The sequence below is a fragment of the Pseudomonas sp. 22515 genome (assembly GCF_052044625.1).
GTDB lineage: Bacteria > Pseudomonadota > Gammaproteobacteria > Pseudomonadales > Pseudomonadaceae > Aquipseudomonas > Aquipseudomonas alloputida.
The window spans coordinates 15,668-31,401 of record NZ_JBQENN010000003.1; the positions used below are offsets into that span (position 1 = coordinate 15,668).

12 protein-coding genes are annotated in these 15,734 nt (G+C 62.4%); 9 read left to right on the plus strand and 3 right to left on the minus strand.

What is annotated here, in order from left to right; genetic code table 11:
• Positions 1-65 precede the first annotated feature (65 nt).
• The gene (locus ACTJJN_RS04460; RefSeq protein ID WP_088512960.1) at positions 66-1,025 is read right to left on the minus strand and encodes a glucokinase; all 960 of its coding nucleotides are present in this window, start codon (positions 1,023-1,025) and stop codon (positions 66-68) included.
• Positions 1,022-2,848, minus strand: coding sequence for a phosphogluconate dehydratase (edd, locus tag ACTJJN_RS04465; RefSeq protein ID WP_003255057.1), 1,827 nt, complete (start codon positions 2,846-2,848; stop codon positions 1,022-1,024). Before edd ends, ACTJJN_RS04460 begins: the two co-directional genes overlap by 4 nt.
• A 264-nt stretch (positions 2,849-3,112) precedes the next feature.
• Between edd and gap the strand changes: the two genes are divergently transcribed.
• The 6 genes from gap (at position 3,113) to ACTJJN_RS04495 (ending at position 10,042) form a co-directional block, all read left to right on the plus strand.
• Positions 3,113-4,114, plus strand: a complete 1,002-nt coding sequence (gap, locus tag ACTJJN_RS04470) for a type I glyceraldehyde-3-phosphate dehydrogenase (RefSeq protein WP_003255058.1) — start codon at positions 3,113-3,115, stop codon at positions 4,112-4,114.
• Positions 4,115-4,479: 365 nt separating this feature from the next.
• Complete coding sequence (locus tag ACTJJN_RS04475; RefSeq protein ID WP_003255059.1) at positions 4,480-4,992, plus strand: RNA polymerase sigma factor; 513 nt, start codon at positions 4,480-4,482, stop codon at positions 4,990-4,992.
• An 89-nt stretch (positions 4,993-5,081) separates the two neighbouring features.
• Entirely contained in the window at positions 5,082-6,044 is a 963-nt protein-coding gene (locus tag ACTJJN_RS04480; protein WP_088512961.1) for a FecR family protein, read from the plus strand.
• A 125-nt stretch (positions 6,045-6,169) separates the two neighbouring features.
• The gene (locus tag ACTJJN_RS04485) at positions 6,170-8,758 is read left to right on the plus strand and encodes a TonB-dependent receptor (RefSeq protein WP_440781010.1); all 2,589 of its coding nucleotides are present in this window, start codon (positions 6,170-6,172) and stop codon (positions 8,756-8,758) included.
• A gap of 222 nt (positions 8,759-8,980) precedes the next feature.
• Positions 8,981-9,574: a biliverdin-producing heme oxygenase gene (locus tag ACTJJN_RS04490; protein ID WP_440781011.1), complete on the plus strand. Its 594-nt coding sequence runs from the start codon at positions 8,981-8,983 to the stop codon at positions 9,572-9,574.
• A 54-nt stretch (positions 9,575-9,628) separates the two neighbouring features.
• Positions 9,629-10,042: a YbaN family protein gene (locus tag ACTJJN_RS04495; protein WP_003255065.1), complete on the plus strand. Its 414-nt coding sequence runs from the start codon at positions 9,629-9,631 to the stop codon at positions 10,040-10,042.
• Here the strand turns inward: ACTJJN_RS04495 and arcD (ACTJJN_RS04500) are convergent.
• Positions 10,022-11,449: an arginine-ornithine antiporter gene (gene arcD / locus ACTJJN_RS04500; RefSeq protein WP_003255067.1), complete on the minus strand. Its 1,428-nt coding sequence runs from the start codon at positions 11,447-11,449 to the stop codon at positions 10,022-10,024. The genes ACTJJN_RS04495 and arcD (ACTJJN_RS04500) overlap by 21 nt on opposite strands.
• A 436-nt stretch (positions 11,450-11,885) precedes the next feature.
• Between arcD (ACTJJN_RS04500) and arcD (ACTJJN_RS04505) the strand changes: the two genes are divergently transcribed.
• The 3 genes from arcD (ACTJJN_RS04505) to ACTJJN_RS04515 all read left to right on the plus strand — a co-directional run bounded on the left by arcD (ACTJJN_RS04505) (position 11,886) and on the right by ACTJJN_RS04515 (position 15,680).
• Positions 11,886-13,313 (plus strand): arginine-ornithine antiporter, encoded by a 1,428-nt coding sequence (gene arcD, locus ACTJJN_RS04505; protein WP_003255071.1) that lies wholly within the window; start codon positions 11,886-11,888, stop codon positions 13,311-13,313.
• Between the two features lie 33 nt (positions 13,314-13,346).
• A complete protein-coding gene (gene arcA / locus ACTJJN_RS04510; RefSeq protein ID WP_003255072.1) occupies positions 13,347-14,600 on the plus strand; it encodes an arginine deiminase in 1,254 nt (417 codons plus the stop codon).
• A gap of 69 nt (positions 14,601-14,669) precedes the next feature.
• Positions 14,670-15,680, plus strand: coding sequence for an ornithine carbamoyltransferase (locus ACTJJN_RS04515; protein ID WP_003255074.1), 1,011 nt, complete (start codon positions 14,670-14,672; stop codon positions 15,678-15,680).
• The last annotated feature ends 54 nt before the right edge of the window (positions 15,681-15,734 follow it).

Genomic DNA, 15,734 nt, shown 5'->3' on the forward strand with positions numbered 1-15,734 from the left:
CTTGTTGATTGCAGGTCTTCTTGCCTGCTGTCGGGTAGTGCCATTGGTGCCGCAAAGCGGCTCCATCAGTGATCCAACGCCTGCTGCAACGCTACCCCTGCCCCCTCCAACCCGGAATATTCCGCCGTCACCAGCCACACCGGCACCCCGGTGAAATAGCCACTCATACACCCCTTGTCGGCAAAACTCGCGGCAAACCCGCTGCGCAGGAACAGCTCGGCAAAGCGCGGAATCACACCGCCCACAATATAGACCCCGCCTCGCGCGCCCAGCGTCAGCACATTGTTACCCGCCACGCGCCCAAGGAAACGACAGAACTGCTCGACCACCGCCAGCGCCCGTGGCTCACCGCCCAGTGCGGCGTCGGTGATATGCGCCGGGGTCTTGTGCCTGGGCGTGTCGCCGTCCAGCGCACAGATCGCCTGGTACAACCGCACCAGCCCCCCCCCACTGAGAACGGCCTCGGCGCTGACATGGCCGATCTGACTGTGGATCTGCTGGTGGATTGCCGCTTCGCGAGCATTGCCTACCGGCAGGTCAACATGCCCGCCTTCACCCGGCAGGGCCTTCCAGTGCTGTTCGCCCAGACGCAGCAGCGAGCCCACACCCAGGCCAGTACCTGGCCCGATCACCAGTGCCGGCCTCAAGGGGTCGGCCTGGCCGGGGCACACCTCGCGGAACTCGCCTTCGCGCAGACGCGTCATGCCCAGCGCCATAGCGGTGAAATCATTGATCAGCAACAGTCGCTCGACCTCCAAGGTCTTGCAAAATGCCGTGCGGCTCAGGCGCCAGTGGTTGTTGGTGAAGCGAAATTCATCGCCATCGACCGGGCCGGCCACCGCCAGGCACACCGCCGCCAGGCCACCACGGGCGATACCTTGGCTTTCCAGGTAGGCCTCGATGGCCTGCTCGGGGTTGGTGTAGTCCGCGGTGGCGAAAACGTTTACCTCATGCAGCTGGTTGTCACGCCACAACGCAAAACGGGCATTGGTGCCGCCAATATCACCAACCAGCAGGTGCTTCATTTGAGGTGCTCCAGGGCCGAGGTAAAGGCACTGGCGCCCTGCTCTGCCGGGCTGAACGCCATGCGCATGAAGCCGAACAGCTCGCGCCCACACCCCAGGTCGTTGCCCTGGGGGGCCGGCGGCAGCTCACGGCTGGCCAGTTCTTCGGCCGACACCATGATCCGCAACGTGCCTTCGACTCCGTCGACCCGCACGATATCACCATCGCGCACCCGCGCCAGCGGGCCGCCGTCGTAAGCCTCCGGGCAAACGTGGATGGCCGCGGGGATCTTGCCTGAGGCACCGGACATACGCCCGTCGGTAACCAGCGCCACCTTGTAGCCACGGTCCTGCAATACACCGAGGAAAGGGGTGAGTTTGTGCAGTTCCGGCATGCCATTGCAACGGGGGCCCTGGAAGCGCACCACCGCGACAAAGTCACGCTCCAGCTCACCGGCCTTGAACGCGTCGGCCAGCGACTGCTGGTCCTGGAACACCCGCGCCGGGGCCTCGACCACCTGGTGCTCGGGGGCAACGGCAGACACTTTCATCACGCCACGGCCCAGGTTGCCCTCCATCACCCGCAGGCCGCCTTCGGCCGAGAATGGTCGCGACACCGGGCGCAGGATACTTTCGTCCAGGCTGTGTTGCGGCCCTTCGCGCCACACCAGCTTGCCATTGTCGAGGAAGGGTTCCTGGGTGTAGCGGCGCAGGCCATGGCCGGCCACGGTGTTGACATCTTCGTGCAGCAGGCCGGCATCGAGCAGTTCACGAATCAGGAAGGCCATGCCGCCGGCAGCCTGGAAGTGGTTGATGTCGGCCTTGCCGTTGGGGTACACGTGCGACAGGGTCGGCACCACTTCGGAGAGGTCGGCCATGTCCTGCCAGGTCAGCTGGATACCGGCAGCCTGGGCAATCGCCGGGATGTGCAGGGTGTGGTTGGTCGAGCCGCCAGTAGCGTGCAGCGCGACGATGGAATTGACCAGTGCCTTCTCGTCGACGATTTCGCCCAGCGGCATGAAGCTGCCGCTGGCCTTGGTCATGCGCGTCACCTGCTGCGCAGCCTCGGCGGTGAGTGCGTCACGCAGCGGCGTGTACGGGTTGACGAACGAGGCGCCCGGCAGGTGCAGCCCCATCACTTCCATCACCAACTGGTTGGTGTTGGCGGTGCCGTAGAAGGTGCAGGTGCCGGGGCTGTGGTAGGAATTCATCTCGGACTCCAACAGCTCTTCGCGGCTGGCCTTGCCTTCGGCATAGCGCTGGCGCACATCGGCCTTCTGCTTGTTGGAGATGCCGGAAACCATTGGCCCACCCGGGACGAAGATGGTCGGCAGGTGGCCAAAGCGCAGCGCGCCCATCATCAGCCCGGGGACGATCTTGTCGCAGATGCCCAGCATGAGTGCTGCGTCGAACATGTTGTGCGACAGCGCTACCGCCGTGGACATCGCGATCACTTCACGGCTGGCGATCGCCAGCTCCATGCCCGGCTCGCCCTGGGTCACCCCGTCGCACATGGCCGGCACGCCACCGGCGAACTGGCCGACCGAGCCGACCTCGCGCAGGGCCTGCTTGATCTGCTCGGGGAAGTGCAAGTAAGGCTGGTGGGCAGACAACATGTCGTTGTAGGCAGAGACGATGGCCACGTTAGCCGCGTTCATCAGGCGCAGAGTCTGCTTGTCTTCGCTGCCGCAACCGGCCACGCCGTGGGCGAAGTTGGCGCACTGCAGGCTGGCACGCATGGGGCCTTCACTGGCCGCACCGCGAATCAGTTGCAGGTAGCGTTCGCGGGTGGCGCGGCTGCGTTCGACCAGCCGCTGGGTGACCTCAAGGATGCGCGGATGCATGTACTGGACTCCAGGCTAATTGTAAGGGCGGTTTACCGGGCATTTCCCCTCCAAACGATTGCGGCCTAGGCTCATGGTTAGGAGCCCGCTGCATCGGTGGAGGCACGTCGCCCAACCACTCGTTGTATATTTAAACAAAATACTGCCACTAAAAAGGCTTGTTTTCTATCAGCCAGTGAATAATCTTGTAATTCCAACAACAAAACCGTTTCAGTGAAGCTCCTTTGTGCCACAGGTTTCACTCGAACTGCCAGAGGTACTGCCATGACCCTTCGCATCGCCATCAATGGATTCGGCCGAATCGGGCGCAACGTCCTGCGCGCACTGTATACCCAAGGCTACCGCCAGGACCTGCAGGTCGTCGCCATCAACGACCTGGGCGACAGCGCCATGAATGCCCACCTGCTCAAGTACGACAGTGTCCACGGCACCTTCGACGCGACCGTCGAGGCCGACCACGAAAGCCTGACGGTCAACGGGGACCGTATCGCGGTCAGTGCCATTCGCAATCCGGCCGAACTGCCCTGGAAGGCCGAGGCGATCGACGTGGTGTTCGAGTGCACCGGGCTGTTCACCGACCGCGCCAAAGCCGCTGCGCACCTGGCCGCCGGGGCGGGCAAGGTGATTGTCTCGGCTCCGGCCAAGGGTGCCGATGCCACTGTGGTGTACGGGGTCAACCACGACATCCTGCGGGCCTCGCACCAGGTCATTTCCAATGCGTCCTGCACCACCAACTGCCTGGCGCCGATCGCCCAGGTGCTGCACCGAGAGTTCGGCATCGAGCAAGGCCTGATGACCACCATCCACGCCTACACCAACGACCAGGTGCTGACTGACGTTTACCACAGCGACCCGTACCGCGCGCGTTCAGCCACCCAGTCGATGATCCCGAGCAAGACCGGTGCCGCCGAGGCCGTGGGCCTGGTGCTGCCGGAGCTGGCCGGCAAGCTGACCGGCATGGCGGTGCGGGTGCCCGTCATCAACGTGTCGTTGGTGGACCTCACCGTCAACCTCAAGCGCGAGGCCACGGCCGAGCAGGTCAACCAGCTGTTCCTCGAGGCCAGCAAGCATTCCAAGGTATTGGGCTACAACGCCCTGCCATTGGTTTCCTGCGATTTCAACCACAACCCGCTGTCGTCGATCTTCGATGCCAACCATACCCGGGCCAACGGGCGGATGCTCAAGGTGCTGGCCTGGTATGACAACGAGTGGGGGTTCAGCAACCGGATGCTGGACAACTGCCTGGCGCTGCACCGGGCTGGCTGACGCGCCCCGCGTGGGGGCAACTGTCTTGCTCAATTTCTAAAAGCTGGCGCGATCCCTGTAGGAGCGGCCTTGCGTCGCGAAAGGGCNCATGCATAGATTGCTGGGGCCGCTTTGCGGCCCTATCGCGACACAAGGCCGCTCCCACAGGGGTTGCTCAGGCCTCGTGGCAAACGTGGTCGTCGACCAAGGTATAACGCACCGTGACCGATGAATGGTTGGGGCAGGCTCAAGGTTGCAGGCCGCTCCCACAAAAAGCACACGGCATCCCGCGACTACAATCTTTACCTTTTCCTGATAATTCCACACTTGACCTGCAGCACGGATGATAAGCATTATCATTAACCTTTCGTCGGCCAGGTCCCCCCGTGAGTCAGTCCCGGTTCAATTCCGTCTTCCTCGTTCAGCGCCTCACCCTGCTGCGTACCCTGCAGCGCATGGTCGGTAACCCCAGCACGGCCGAAGACCTGCTGCAGGAAACCTACCTGCGGGTCTCCCGCGCGCTGGGCGAGCGGCCCATCGAGCACATCGAGCCGTTTGTGTTTCAGACCGCGCGCAACCTGGCGTTGGATCACCTGCGTGCACGCCGGGTGCAGGCACGCATGCTGGTCGACGACGTGCCCGACGAAGTGCTGCACAGTGTCGCCGCGCCCGCCACCAGCAGCGAGGATGCCGCGCACGCCGAGCAGTTGCTCAAGCACCTCAGCGTCAGCCTCAATCAACTGAGCGAACGCCAACAACGCATTTTCATCCTCAGCCGCCTGCATGGCGCCACCTATCTGGAAATCGCCGAACAACTGAGTGTTTCGCCCAGCACAGTACAAAAGGAACTGAAACTGATCATGGCAATCTGCATGGGTGTTGCCGAACGACTCAAGTAAGCTGACCCCAGGCGAACGGCAACGCAAAGCCCTTGCCACACCCCGCCTTAGCCTTGATCATTCGCAAAAAAATCATTCAAGGATTCACCGTGACCGACAGCCCTGCCCCTCGCCCGTCACCTGCCAGGCCTATTGCCCGTGCTCGTGCCATGGACGAGGCGCTGGACTGGCTGGTGCGCCTGCAATGCGCAGATGCCGAGGACACCCAGGCCTTTGAAGCCTGGCTAAGCGCCGCGCCAGAAAACGCCGAGGCCTATGTCGAGGCTGAGGCACTGTGGAACGGTGCGCCGTTGCATCAGGTGGCCACGCACATGCACCAGCGGCAACGCCGCTCATTACGCGGGCGCCTGCGCAGTCACTGGAAACCCCTGGCCACCGCGGCGATGCTGCTGGTCGGGCTGTTCACCGTCGGTAACCTGCCCATGCGCCTGCAGGCCGACCACCTTACGGTGGTCGGCGAGCGCCAGCGCCTGCAACTGGAAGACGGCGCAAAAGTACTGCTCAACACCAATTCAGCGTTTGCCAGCGAACGCCAGGACGGCCGCCAGGTCGCCCGCCTGCTACAGGGCGAGGCTTACTTCCAGGTCCCCGAGGGCGCTCAGTTGCCGCTGGAGGTTGAAGCCGGGCCGTTGCGCGCACAGGTGCGCGACACCGACTTTGCCGTGCGCTACCTTGACGGCGAGGCCCAGGTGCGGGTGCAACGCGGGGATGTCGACCTGCAGGGGGATCGTGACCAGCGCATCCGCTTGACTGCCGGCGACAGCATCAGCGTCGGCCCCCAGGGCTTTGGCCAGCGCCAGCGCCCCGACATGCACAAGGACCTGGCCTGGATCGACGGCCGTCTGGTGTTCGAGAACTGCCCGTTGAGCCAGGTACTGGCTGAAGTGCAGCGTTACTACCCGGGCTGGATCATCAACCACAATGCGCAGCTGGAGAACGTTGCCGTCACCGGTAACTATCGCCTCGACCAGCCGCTGGAAACCCTGCGCGCACTGGCCCACATCACCTCGGCACAACTGCATGAGTACCCGGCGCTGGTCATCCTGAACTGACCCCTGAATTATTTTTACGCGATCGCACTCGCCCGCCCGTCTCGTTATAGCCAATGCAACTGATTCTTGTTTAAAGCAAGAACAGCCATCACCTATAACAGCCCGCGCGTCTGGGAGCGCTTCCGATGTCCACTGGTCCTACCCGCTCGTCCAACCTTCCCCGCCGTACAGGACAACTGTCCCTGTTGACCCTTGCTCTGCTCGCCAGCGGCGCCTGCAGCCTGCCGGCGCTGGCCGCCGAGCCGGCCCAGGCCAGCAGCCCGCGCATGGGCGACTACCGCTTCAGCATCGGCCAGCAGCCGCTGGTGTCGGCGATCAACGCCTTCAGCCAGGTCACCGGCTGGCAGGTCGGCTTCAGCGCCGAGCTGGCCGACGGCGTGGCTTCGCCAGGCGTACAAGGTTCGCTGCCGCCAGATGCTGCCCTCAAGCGCCTGTTGCGGGGCACCGGGCTGAGCTTTCGCAAGATCAGCAACGGCAATGTGGTACTGGAGCGCCAAACCGCAAGCAACGTGATCGCCCTGCAGCAGGTGACCGTCAGCGCCACCCGCAGCGCACAGGACGTCAGCCAGGTACCCAGCACTGTCAGTGTGCAGACCCGTGAGCAACTGGACCGGCAGAACGTGAACAATATCCAGGATCTGGTGCGCTACGAGCCGGGGGTGTCGGTATCCGGAACCGGCCAACGCAGCGGGCTGAACGGCTACAACATCCGTGGTATCGACGGCGAGCGGATCCTCACCCAGGTCGACGGCGTGTCGATCCCCGACAGCTTCTTCTACGGCCCTTACGCCCAGACCCAGCGCAATTACGTCGACCCGGAAATCGTCAAGCGCGTGGAAATCCTCCGCGGCCCGGCCTCGGTGTTGTATGGCAGCAACGCCATCGGCGGTGCGGTGAGCTACTTTACCCTCGACCCGGACGACATCATCAAGCCCGGTAAAGACGTGGGTGCACGCCTGAAAACCGGCTACAGCTCGGCTGACGAAAGCTGGCTGACCTCCGCCACCGTCGCCGGCCGCCAGGGTGATTTCGACGGCCTGCTGCACCTGAGCCAGCGCAACGGCCACGAGACCGAAACCCACGGCAGCCACAGTGGCGACGGCCTGTCGCGTACCGAAGCCAACCCGATGGACGTGCGCACCACCAACGTGCTGGCCAAGCTGGGCTGGAACTACGCCGACGACGCGCGCCTGGGGTTCACCTACGAGCGCTACAAAGATGACCGCGACCAGAACATCCTCGGCGCGGTGGGTGGGCCGTTCATCCCCGGCTTTGGTGGCATGGGCTACTACAAGGCGCGTAATGGCAACGACACCATCACCCGCGAGCGCTTCGGCATTAACCATGAGTTCGGCCTGGACTCGCTGGTCGCCGACCACGTCAAGTGGAGCCTGAACTACCAGGTTGCCAAGACCGACCAGCACACCGAGGAAGTTTACGTGCCGCCTGGCCGCCAGGTGCTGCGCACCCGCGATACCACCTACAAGGACCGCCAGTGGGTGTTCGACGCCCAGCTGGACAAGGCCTTCAGCATCGGCGCCACCGACCACCTGCTGACCTACGGCACAACGCTCAAGCACGAAAAGGTCACCGGTTCGCGCAGCGGTACCGGTACCTGCTTGACCGTAGGATCCGGTTGTTCCGCCGCCGGCGCCGAACGCCCGGCAGACGGCCAGGTTCTGGTCAGCGACTTCCCGGACCCGACCGTGAATACCTACAGCCTGTTCGCGCAGGATGAAATCCGCTGGAACAACTGGACCTTCATGCCCGGCGCGCGCTACGACTACACCCGTATGGAGCCCAAATTCACCGAGGCATTCCTGCGTGGCCTGGAGTCCAGCGGTACGGCGCCTACCTCCCAGGACGATTCGGACAAGAAGTGGCACCGCGTCTCGCCCAAGTTCGGCCTGACCTACGCCTTCAACGACAATTACACCTGGTACGGCCAATATGCAGAGGGCTTCCGCACGCCGACCGCCAAAGCCATGTATGGCCGCTTCCAGAATCTGGACCAAGGCTACCGCGTGGAGGGCAACCCGAACCTTGAGCCTGAAAAGAGCAAAAGCTACGAAACCGGCCTGCGTGGCAACTTCGACGCCGGCAACTTCGACGTGGCAGTGTTCTACAACAAGTACCGTGATTTCATCGACGAAGATGCCGTGCAAAGCGCCAACCTGGAACAGACCTTCCAGGCCAACAACATCAAGCACGCCACCATCAAGGGTGCCGAATTCAAGGGCCGCCTGAACCTCGACCACTTCGGCGCACCGCAAGGCCTCTATACCCAAACCTCGATTGCCTACACCTATGGTCGTAACGATGACACCGGTCAGCCGTTGAACAGTGTCAACCCGCTCAAGGGCGTATTCGGCCTGGGCTACGAGCAGCAGAACTACGGTGGCTTGCTGAGCTGGACGCTGGTCAAGCGCAAGACCCGTGTCGACGACAGCACGTTTTATTCGCCTGACGGTTCTACCTCGAAGTTCCGCACCCCGGGCTACGGTGTGCTGGACCTGACCGGCTACTACAAGGTCACCGACGACGTCACCATCAACGCCGGGCTGTACAACCTTACCGACAAGAAGTACTGGCAGTGGGATTCGGTGCGCAGCTACGACGGCCAGGGTGAGGCGGCTGTGACCCAGCCAGCCAACATCGACCGCCTGACCATGCCGGGGCGCAATTTCGGTATCAATGTGGTTTGGGATATCTGACCTGAGCTGCCACTAGTCGATGTGTTCCGTCAGTGCCGGCCCCTTCGCGGGTAAACCCGCTCCTACAGGNAACTGCGCATGCCTTGAGCCAGTGATGCGCCTGTAGGCGCGGGTTTACCCGCGAAGAGGCCGGTACTGGCAAACCAAATACCGGCTTTTTTTACTGTCCCGCTCCCGCTGTTTCGTCTTGTATCTAGACGCCCTCTTTCCAAGGACTGCCCCATGACCGAACGCCCAGCCCTGCGCTCCCAGCGCTTGAACCAGATCACCCACGCCCCGCACGCCGAACTGGATGCCCTGGTCAAATCCCACGCGCCTTTCGACAGCCGCGAAAGTTTCGCCCGCTTCGTCGTCGCGCAGTACCTGTTCCAGTCCGAGCTGCAGGCCCTGTACAACGACCCCCAGCTGATCGCCATCGTCCCTGATCTGGCTGAGCGCTGCCGTGCCGACCAGGCCCGCCTGGACCTTGCCGACCTCGACACCGAAGTACCGGCCGCCGTACCGGGTGCCGTGGGCAAGCCGAGCCTGGGCGAGGCAATGGGCTGGATCTTCGTCTCCGAAGGCTCCAAACTGGGCGCTGCGTTTCTGATCAAGCGTGCCGTGGCCCTGGAACTGTCCGACAGCTTCGGTGCCCGTCACCTGGGGGAGCCCGCCGGTGGCCGTGCCGAAGGCTGGAAGCAGTTCACCCGCATCCTCGATGGCCTGGCGCTCTCGCCGGAAGAGGAAGCGGCTGCCGAGCGCGGTGCAGTGGCCGCTTTCGAGCGCTTCGCCGAGCTGCTCAAGCACGCCTACGCTGCGGATGCCGCGCTGGTCTGATACGCCGAAGCCGGCCACCCCTCCGGTGGCCGAACCGTTTTATGCAGTGAGAACATGACCCGACCAGCCCGCTCGAAACTCGCCCGCCTGTTGTATGGAATCCTGGCCTACGTGAGCCTCGGGGTGGGCCTGGTCGCCATTGTGATTCCTGGCTTGCCGACCACCGAGTTCATCCTGCTGGCCGCCTGGGCCGCCACGCGCAGCTCACCGCGCCTGTCGGCATGGCTGGAGAACCACCGGCTGTTCGGGCCAATTCTGCATAACTGGCGCAACGGCAAGGTGATCCAGCGCCGGGCCAAGGTCAGCGCAACCATCAGCATGCTGCTGTGCGCGGGCCTGATGCTGACCTTTCTGGAACACCACTGGCCGGTATTCCTGGCAATCGCCGGCATGACCCTGGGCAACCTGTGGATCTGGTCACGCCCGGAACACGCCTGCCCTGCCCCGTCACAAGCTCAGCAGCCCTGAATACAAGGCGTAGGCCGCCAGCGCGGCACCCACCAGCACGGCGGCGAAAATCAGTTTTTCCCAGGCCGTGAACAACGTCTGCCCCTGCTCATGCTTGGCCCTCGCGAACAAGATGACCCCAGGGGCGTACAGCAGCGCCGAAAGCAGCAGGTACTTGAGCCCGCCGGCATACAGCAGCCACACGGCATACAGCAGGGCAACCAGCGCCACCAGCAAGTCCTTGCGCCGCAACCTCGGCTGCCCGGCATAGGTTTCTGCGCGCATCGCCAGCAGCACGGCATACGCCGCAGACCACAGGTAGGGCACCAGGATCATCGACGAGGCCAGGTAGATCAGACTGGTGTACGTACCGGCGGAGAACAGCGTAATCAGCAGGAAACCCTGAATCATGCAGTTGGTCAGCCACAGGGCGTTAGCCGGCACATGGTTGGCGTTTTCCTTGGCCAGAAAGCGCGGCATGGTCTTGTCCCGCGCCGTGGCGTAGAGGATTTCGGCACACAACAACGCCCATGAAAGCAAGGCGCCAAGCAGCGAAACCGCCAGGCCGAGGCTGATCAGCAAGGCGCCCCAAGGGCCGACGATATGCTCCAGCACCGAAGCCAGTGAGGGGTTCTGCAGCCCGGCCAGTTCCGGTTGGGTCATGATGCCCAGCGACAACACGTTGACCAGCACCAGCAGCGCCAGCACACCTAGAAAACCGATGACAGTGGCCTTGCCCACGTCTGACCGACGCTGGGCGCGCCCGGAATACACGCTGGCGCCCTCTATGCCGATGAACACGAATACGGTCACCAGCATCATATTGCGCACCTGCTCCAGCACGCTGCCGAATTGTGGGTTGCTCAAGCCCCAGATATCCCGGGTGAAGATATCGGCGCGGAAGGCAAATGCAGCGATTACCACGAAAATCAGCAAAGGCACCACTTTGGCGACGGTGGTGACCTGGTTGATGAAGGCCGCCTCCTTGATGCCGCGCAGTACCAGGAAGTGCACCGACCACAGCAGCAGCGAGGCACAACCGATGGCGATGGGTGTGTTGCCTTCGCCGAACACCGGGAAGTAGAAACCCAGGGTGCTGAACAGCAGTACGAAGTAGCCGACATTGCCCAGCCAGGCGCTGATCCAGTAGCCCCAGGCCGAGGAAAAGCCCATGTACTCGCCAAAGCCGGCCTTGGCGTAGGCATATACCCCTGAGTCCAGTTCCGGCTTGCGGTTCGCCAGGGTCTGGAACACGAAGGCCAGGGCCAACATGCCGACTGCGGTGATCCCCCAGCCGATCAGCACTGCTCCCACATCAGCACGCGCGGCCATGTTCTGCGGTAGCGAGAAGATCCCGCCGCCAATCATCGACCCGACCACCAGCGCGATCAGCGCGCCCAGGCGCAGCTTCTGTCCCGGTTCGCTCATGAGCCTCCCTTTCTTCCAGCCCTGTCATGCGTTTGAAACAGCCTTGCGGGCTATATAAATACCGTTACTTATACTGAAGCCGTGCGCCCAACCTATATCACTCATAACTGCTTTGTCTATGTACCTGCTCCCTCAAAACTAGCAGCAGTCCGGTAACTGGAAAAGAAACTGATAAAACTCGAAATTCTTGTGAAAAATTTGCTAAAGCGGCAAAAGCGGCTAGTTTCAAGCTTCGCAGGCTGAACAGAGCGTTTGCTCTAGAAGGACATGGAGGTGCCAGCACACAAGGCCTGCAGCTCAAGCTGTCGGCACTCTCCAGGAGCACCCGTGAAGGAAATTTCCTACCTTCACGTCGCCTTAAACTGACGCAAGTCAGGTCCAGGCAACGGCGTCGGATCTATTCTGTCGTCAACTTTCTCCTGGCAGGAGTTGTTAAATGTCTGATTCATCCGGAAAACTAAAGCTCGGCGCATTAGTTGCACTTGTCGTCGGCTCGATGATTGGCGGCGGGATCTTCTCGCTGCCGCAAAACATGGCCGCCAGCGCAGGGGTTGGGGCCGTGCTGATCGGTTGGGGGATCACCGCGGTCGGCATGCTGACCCTGGCTTTCGTGTTCCAGACCCTGGCCAACCGCAAGCCCGACCTGGATGGTGGGGTGTATGCGTATGCCAAGGCTGGCTTCGGCGACTACATGGGCTTTTCCTCGGCCTGGGGCTACTGGATCAGTGCCTGGCTGGGCAACGTCGGCTACTTCGTGCTGCTGTTCAGCACCCTGGGTTACTTCTTCCCGATCTTCGGTGAAGGCAACACCCCAGCCGCCATCATTGGCGCGTCGATCCTGTTGTGGGCGGTGCACTTTCTGGTACTGCGCGGCATCAAGGAGGCAGCCTTCATCAACCTGGTCACCACTGTGGCCAAAGTGGTGCCGCTGGTGCTGTTCGCCCTGATCTGCCTGTTCGCCTTCAGGCTCGACATCTTCACCGCCGATATCTGGGCCGTAGGCACGCCAGAGCTTGGCAGTGTCATGAACCAGGTGCGCAACATGATGCTGGTCACCGTGTGGGTGTTCATTGGCATCGAGGGCGCGAGCATCTTCTCGGCGCGGGCGGAAAAACGCACCGACGTGGGCAAGGCAACGGTGATCGGCTTCGTGACCGTGCTGCTGTTCCTGGTGTTGGTCAACGTGCTGTCGCTGGGCATCATGACTCAACCGGAACTGGCCAAGCTGCAGAACCCATCGATGGCTGCCGTGCTGGAGCATGTGGTCGGCCACTGGGGGGCGGTGCTGATCAGCGTCGGCCTGGTCATCTCGCTGCTCGGGGCGCTGCTGTCGTGGGTGCTGTTGTGCGCCGAGATCATGTTCGCCGCAGCCAAGGACCACACCATGCCGGAGTTCCTGCGCCGCGAGAACGCTAAACAGGTACCGGCCAACGCCCTGTGGCTGACCAACGCCATGGTGCAGATCTTTCTGGTCATCACGCTGTTCTCAAGCAGCACCTACCTGTCTCTGATCTACCTCGCCACCTCGATGATCCTGGTGCCCTACCTGTGGTCGGCAGCCTATGCGTTCCTGCTGGCACTGCGCAGCGAAACCTACGAGCAGGCCCTGGCCGAACGCAAAAAGGACCTGATCATCGGTGGTATCGCCCTGCTGTACGCCATCTGGCTGCTGTACGCCGGCGGCGTGAAATACCTGCTGCTCTCTGCCCTGCTCTACGCACCTGGCGCCATCCTGTTCGCCAAGGCCAAGCGTGAGGTGGGCAAACCGGTCTTCACCAACGTGGAAAAACTGATCTTCGCAGCCGTGGTCATTGGCGCCCTGGTGGCAGCCTTTGGCCTGTATGACGGCTTCCTGACCCTTTGACCCACGTCTTCGCTCAATTGGAGGAATGAAACCATGTCCGCTGAAAAACAGAAGTACGGTGTCCACTCCGAAGCCGGCAAACTGCGCAAAGTGATGGTTTGCGCACCGGGCCTGGCGCACAAGCGCCTGACGCCGAGCAACTGTGACGAACTGCTGTTCGACGATGTGATCTGGGTCGACCAGGCCAAGCGTGACCATTTCGACTTCGTCACCAAGATGCGCGAGCGTGGCGTGGATGTGCTGGAGATGCACAACCTGCTAACCGATATCGTGCAGAACAAAGAGGCGCTCAAGTGGATCCTCGACCGCAAGATCACCCCTGACACCGTCGGCGTAGGCCTGACCAACGAAGTGCGCAGCTGGCTCGAAGGCCTGGAGCCACGCCACCTGGCCGAATTCCTGATCGGCGGCGTGGCAGGCCAGGACCTGCCGCAGAGCGAAGGCGCCGAAGTCGTGAAGATGTACAACGACTACCTGGGCCACTCCAGCTTCATCCTGCCACCCCTGCCCAACACCCAGTTCACCCGCGACACCACCTGCTGGATCTACGGCGGCGTGACGTTGAACCCGATGTACTGGCCGGCGCGTCGCCAGGAAACCCTGTTGACCACCGCCATCTACAAGTTCCACAAGGCGTTCACCGAGGCCGACTTCCAGGTGTGGTATGGCGACCCGGACAAGGACCATGGCAATGCCACCCTCGAAGGCGGTGATGTGATGCCGATCGGCAATGGCATCGTGCTCATCGGCATGGGTGAGCGCACCTCGCGCCAGGCCATCGGCCAGCTCGCGCAAAACCTGTTCGCCAAGGGCGCCGTCAAGGAAGTGATCGTCGCCGGCCTGCCAAAGTCCCGCGCCGCCATGCACCTGGACACTGTCTTCAGCTTCTGCGACCGCGACCTGGTCACGGTCTTCCCGGAAGTGGTGAAAGAGATTGTGCCATTCATCATCCGCCCGGACGAAAGCAAGCCTTACGGAATGGATGTACGCCGCATCAACAAGTCGTTCATCGAAGTGGTGGGCGAGCAACTGGGTGTCAAGCTGCGCGTGGTCGAGACCGGCGGCAACAGCTTCGCCGCCGAACGCGAACAGTGGGATGACGGTAACAACGTGGTGGCCATCGAGCCGGGCGTGGTCATTGGCTACGACCGCAACACCTACACCAACACCCTGCTGCGCAAGGCGGGCATCGAGGTCATCACCATCAGCGCCGGCGAACTGGGCCGGGGCCGTGGCGGCGGCCACTGCATGACCTGCCCTATCGTGCGCGACCCGATCGACTACTAACGACCATTACGCCCGGCCGCACCCATGAAGTGGCGGCCGGGACATCACCGAACTCAAGGAGAAACTGTCATGGCGTTCAACATTCACAACCGCAACTTGCTCAGCCTGGAACACCACACCACCCGTGAGTTGCGCTATCTGCTGGACCTGTCCCGCGACCTCAAGCGCGCCAAGTACACCGGCACCGAGCAGCAGCACCTGAAGGGCAACAACATCGCCCTGATCTTCGAAAAAACCTCCACCCGTACCCGTTGTGCCTTCGAAGTCGCAGCCTATGACCAAGGCGCCAACGTCACCTACATCGACCCCAACTCCTCGCAGATCGGCCACAAGGAAAGCATGAAGGACACCGCCCGTGTGCTCGGGCGCATGTATGACGCCATCGAGTACCGTGGCTTCAAGCAGGAAATCGTCGAAGAGCTGGCCAAGTTCGCCGGCGTACCGGTGTTCAACGGCCTGACCGACGAATATCACCCCACCCAGATGATCGCCGACGTGCTGACCATGCGTGAGCACAGCGACAAGCCGCTGCACGACATCAGCTACGCCTACCTGGGCGATGCCCGCAACAACATGGGCAACTCGCTGCTGCTGATCGGCGCCAAGCTGGGCATGGATGTGCGCATCGCCGCGCCCAAGGCACTGTGGCCACATGACGATCTGGTCGAGCGCTGCAAGCAGTATGCTGAAGAAAGCGGCGCACGCATTACCCTCACCGAAGACCCGAAAGCCGCGGTCAAGGGTGTCGACTTTGTGCATACCGACGTGTGGGTATCGATGGGCGAGCCGATCGAAGCCTGGGGTGAGCGCATCAAGCAGCTCAAGCCTTATCAGGTGAATGCCGAACTGATGAAGTCCACCGGCAACCCGCGGACCAAGTTCATGCACTGCCTGCCGGCATTCCACAACTCCGACACCAAGGTAGGCAAGCAGATCGCCGAACAATACCCGGACCTGGCCAACGGCATCGAAGTGACCGATGACGTGTTCGAATCGCCAGCGTGCATCGCCTTCGAGCAGGCGGAAAACCGCATGCACACGATCAAGGCGATCCTGGTATCGACCCTGGCTGATCTGTAAGGGCTGTCTCGATAGCGCGGCCACCCCGCCCTTGTGTGTGTGTGTAGGAGCGGG

Coding starts and splice junctions, on each gene's coding strand:
- gap (WP_003255058.1), top strand. CDS start 3,113: ATGACCCTTCGCATCGCCATCAATGGATTCGGCCGAATCGGGCGCAAC.
- arcD (WP_003255067.1), bottom strand. CDS start 11,449: ATGAGCGAACCGGGACAGAAGCTGCGCCTGGGCGCGCTGATCGCGCTG.
- edd (WP_003255057.1), bottom strand. CDS start 2,848: ATGCATCCGCGCATCCTTGAGGTCACCCAGCGGCTGGTCGAACGCAGC.
- ACTJJN_RS04485 (WP_440781010.1), top strand. CDS start 6,170: ATGTCCACTGGTCCTACCCGCTCGTCCAACCTTCCCCGCCGTACAGGA.
- ACTJJN_RS04495 (WP_003255065.1), top strand. CDS start 9,629: ATGACCCGACCAGCCCGCTCGAAACTCGCCCGCCTGTTGTATGGAATC.
- ACTJJN_RS04460 (WP_088512960.1), bottom strand. CDS start 1,025: ATGAAGCACCTGCTGGTTGGTGATATTGGCGGCACCAATGCCCGTTTT.
- ACTJJN_RS04515 (WP_003255074.1), top strand. CDS start 14,670: ATGGCGTTCAACATTCACAACCGCAACTTGCTCAGCCTGGAACACCAC.
- arcD (WP_003255071.1), top strand. CDS start 11,886: ATGTCTGATTCATCCGGAAAACTAAAGCTCGGCGCATTAGTTGCACTT.
- arcA (WP_003255072.1), top strand. CDS start 13,347: ATGTCCGCTGAAAAACAGAAGTACGGTGTCCACTCCGAAGCCGGCAAA.
- ACTJJN_RS04490 (WP_440781011.1), top strand. CDS start 8,981: ATGACCGAACGCCCAGCCCTGCGCTCCCAGCGCTTGAACCAGATCACC.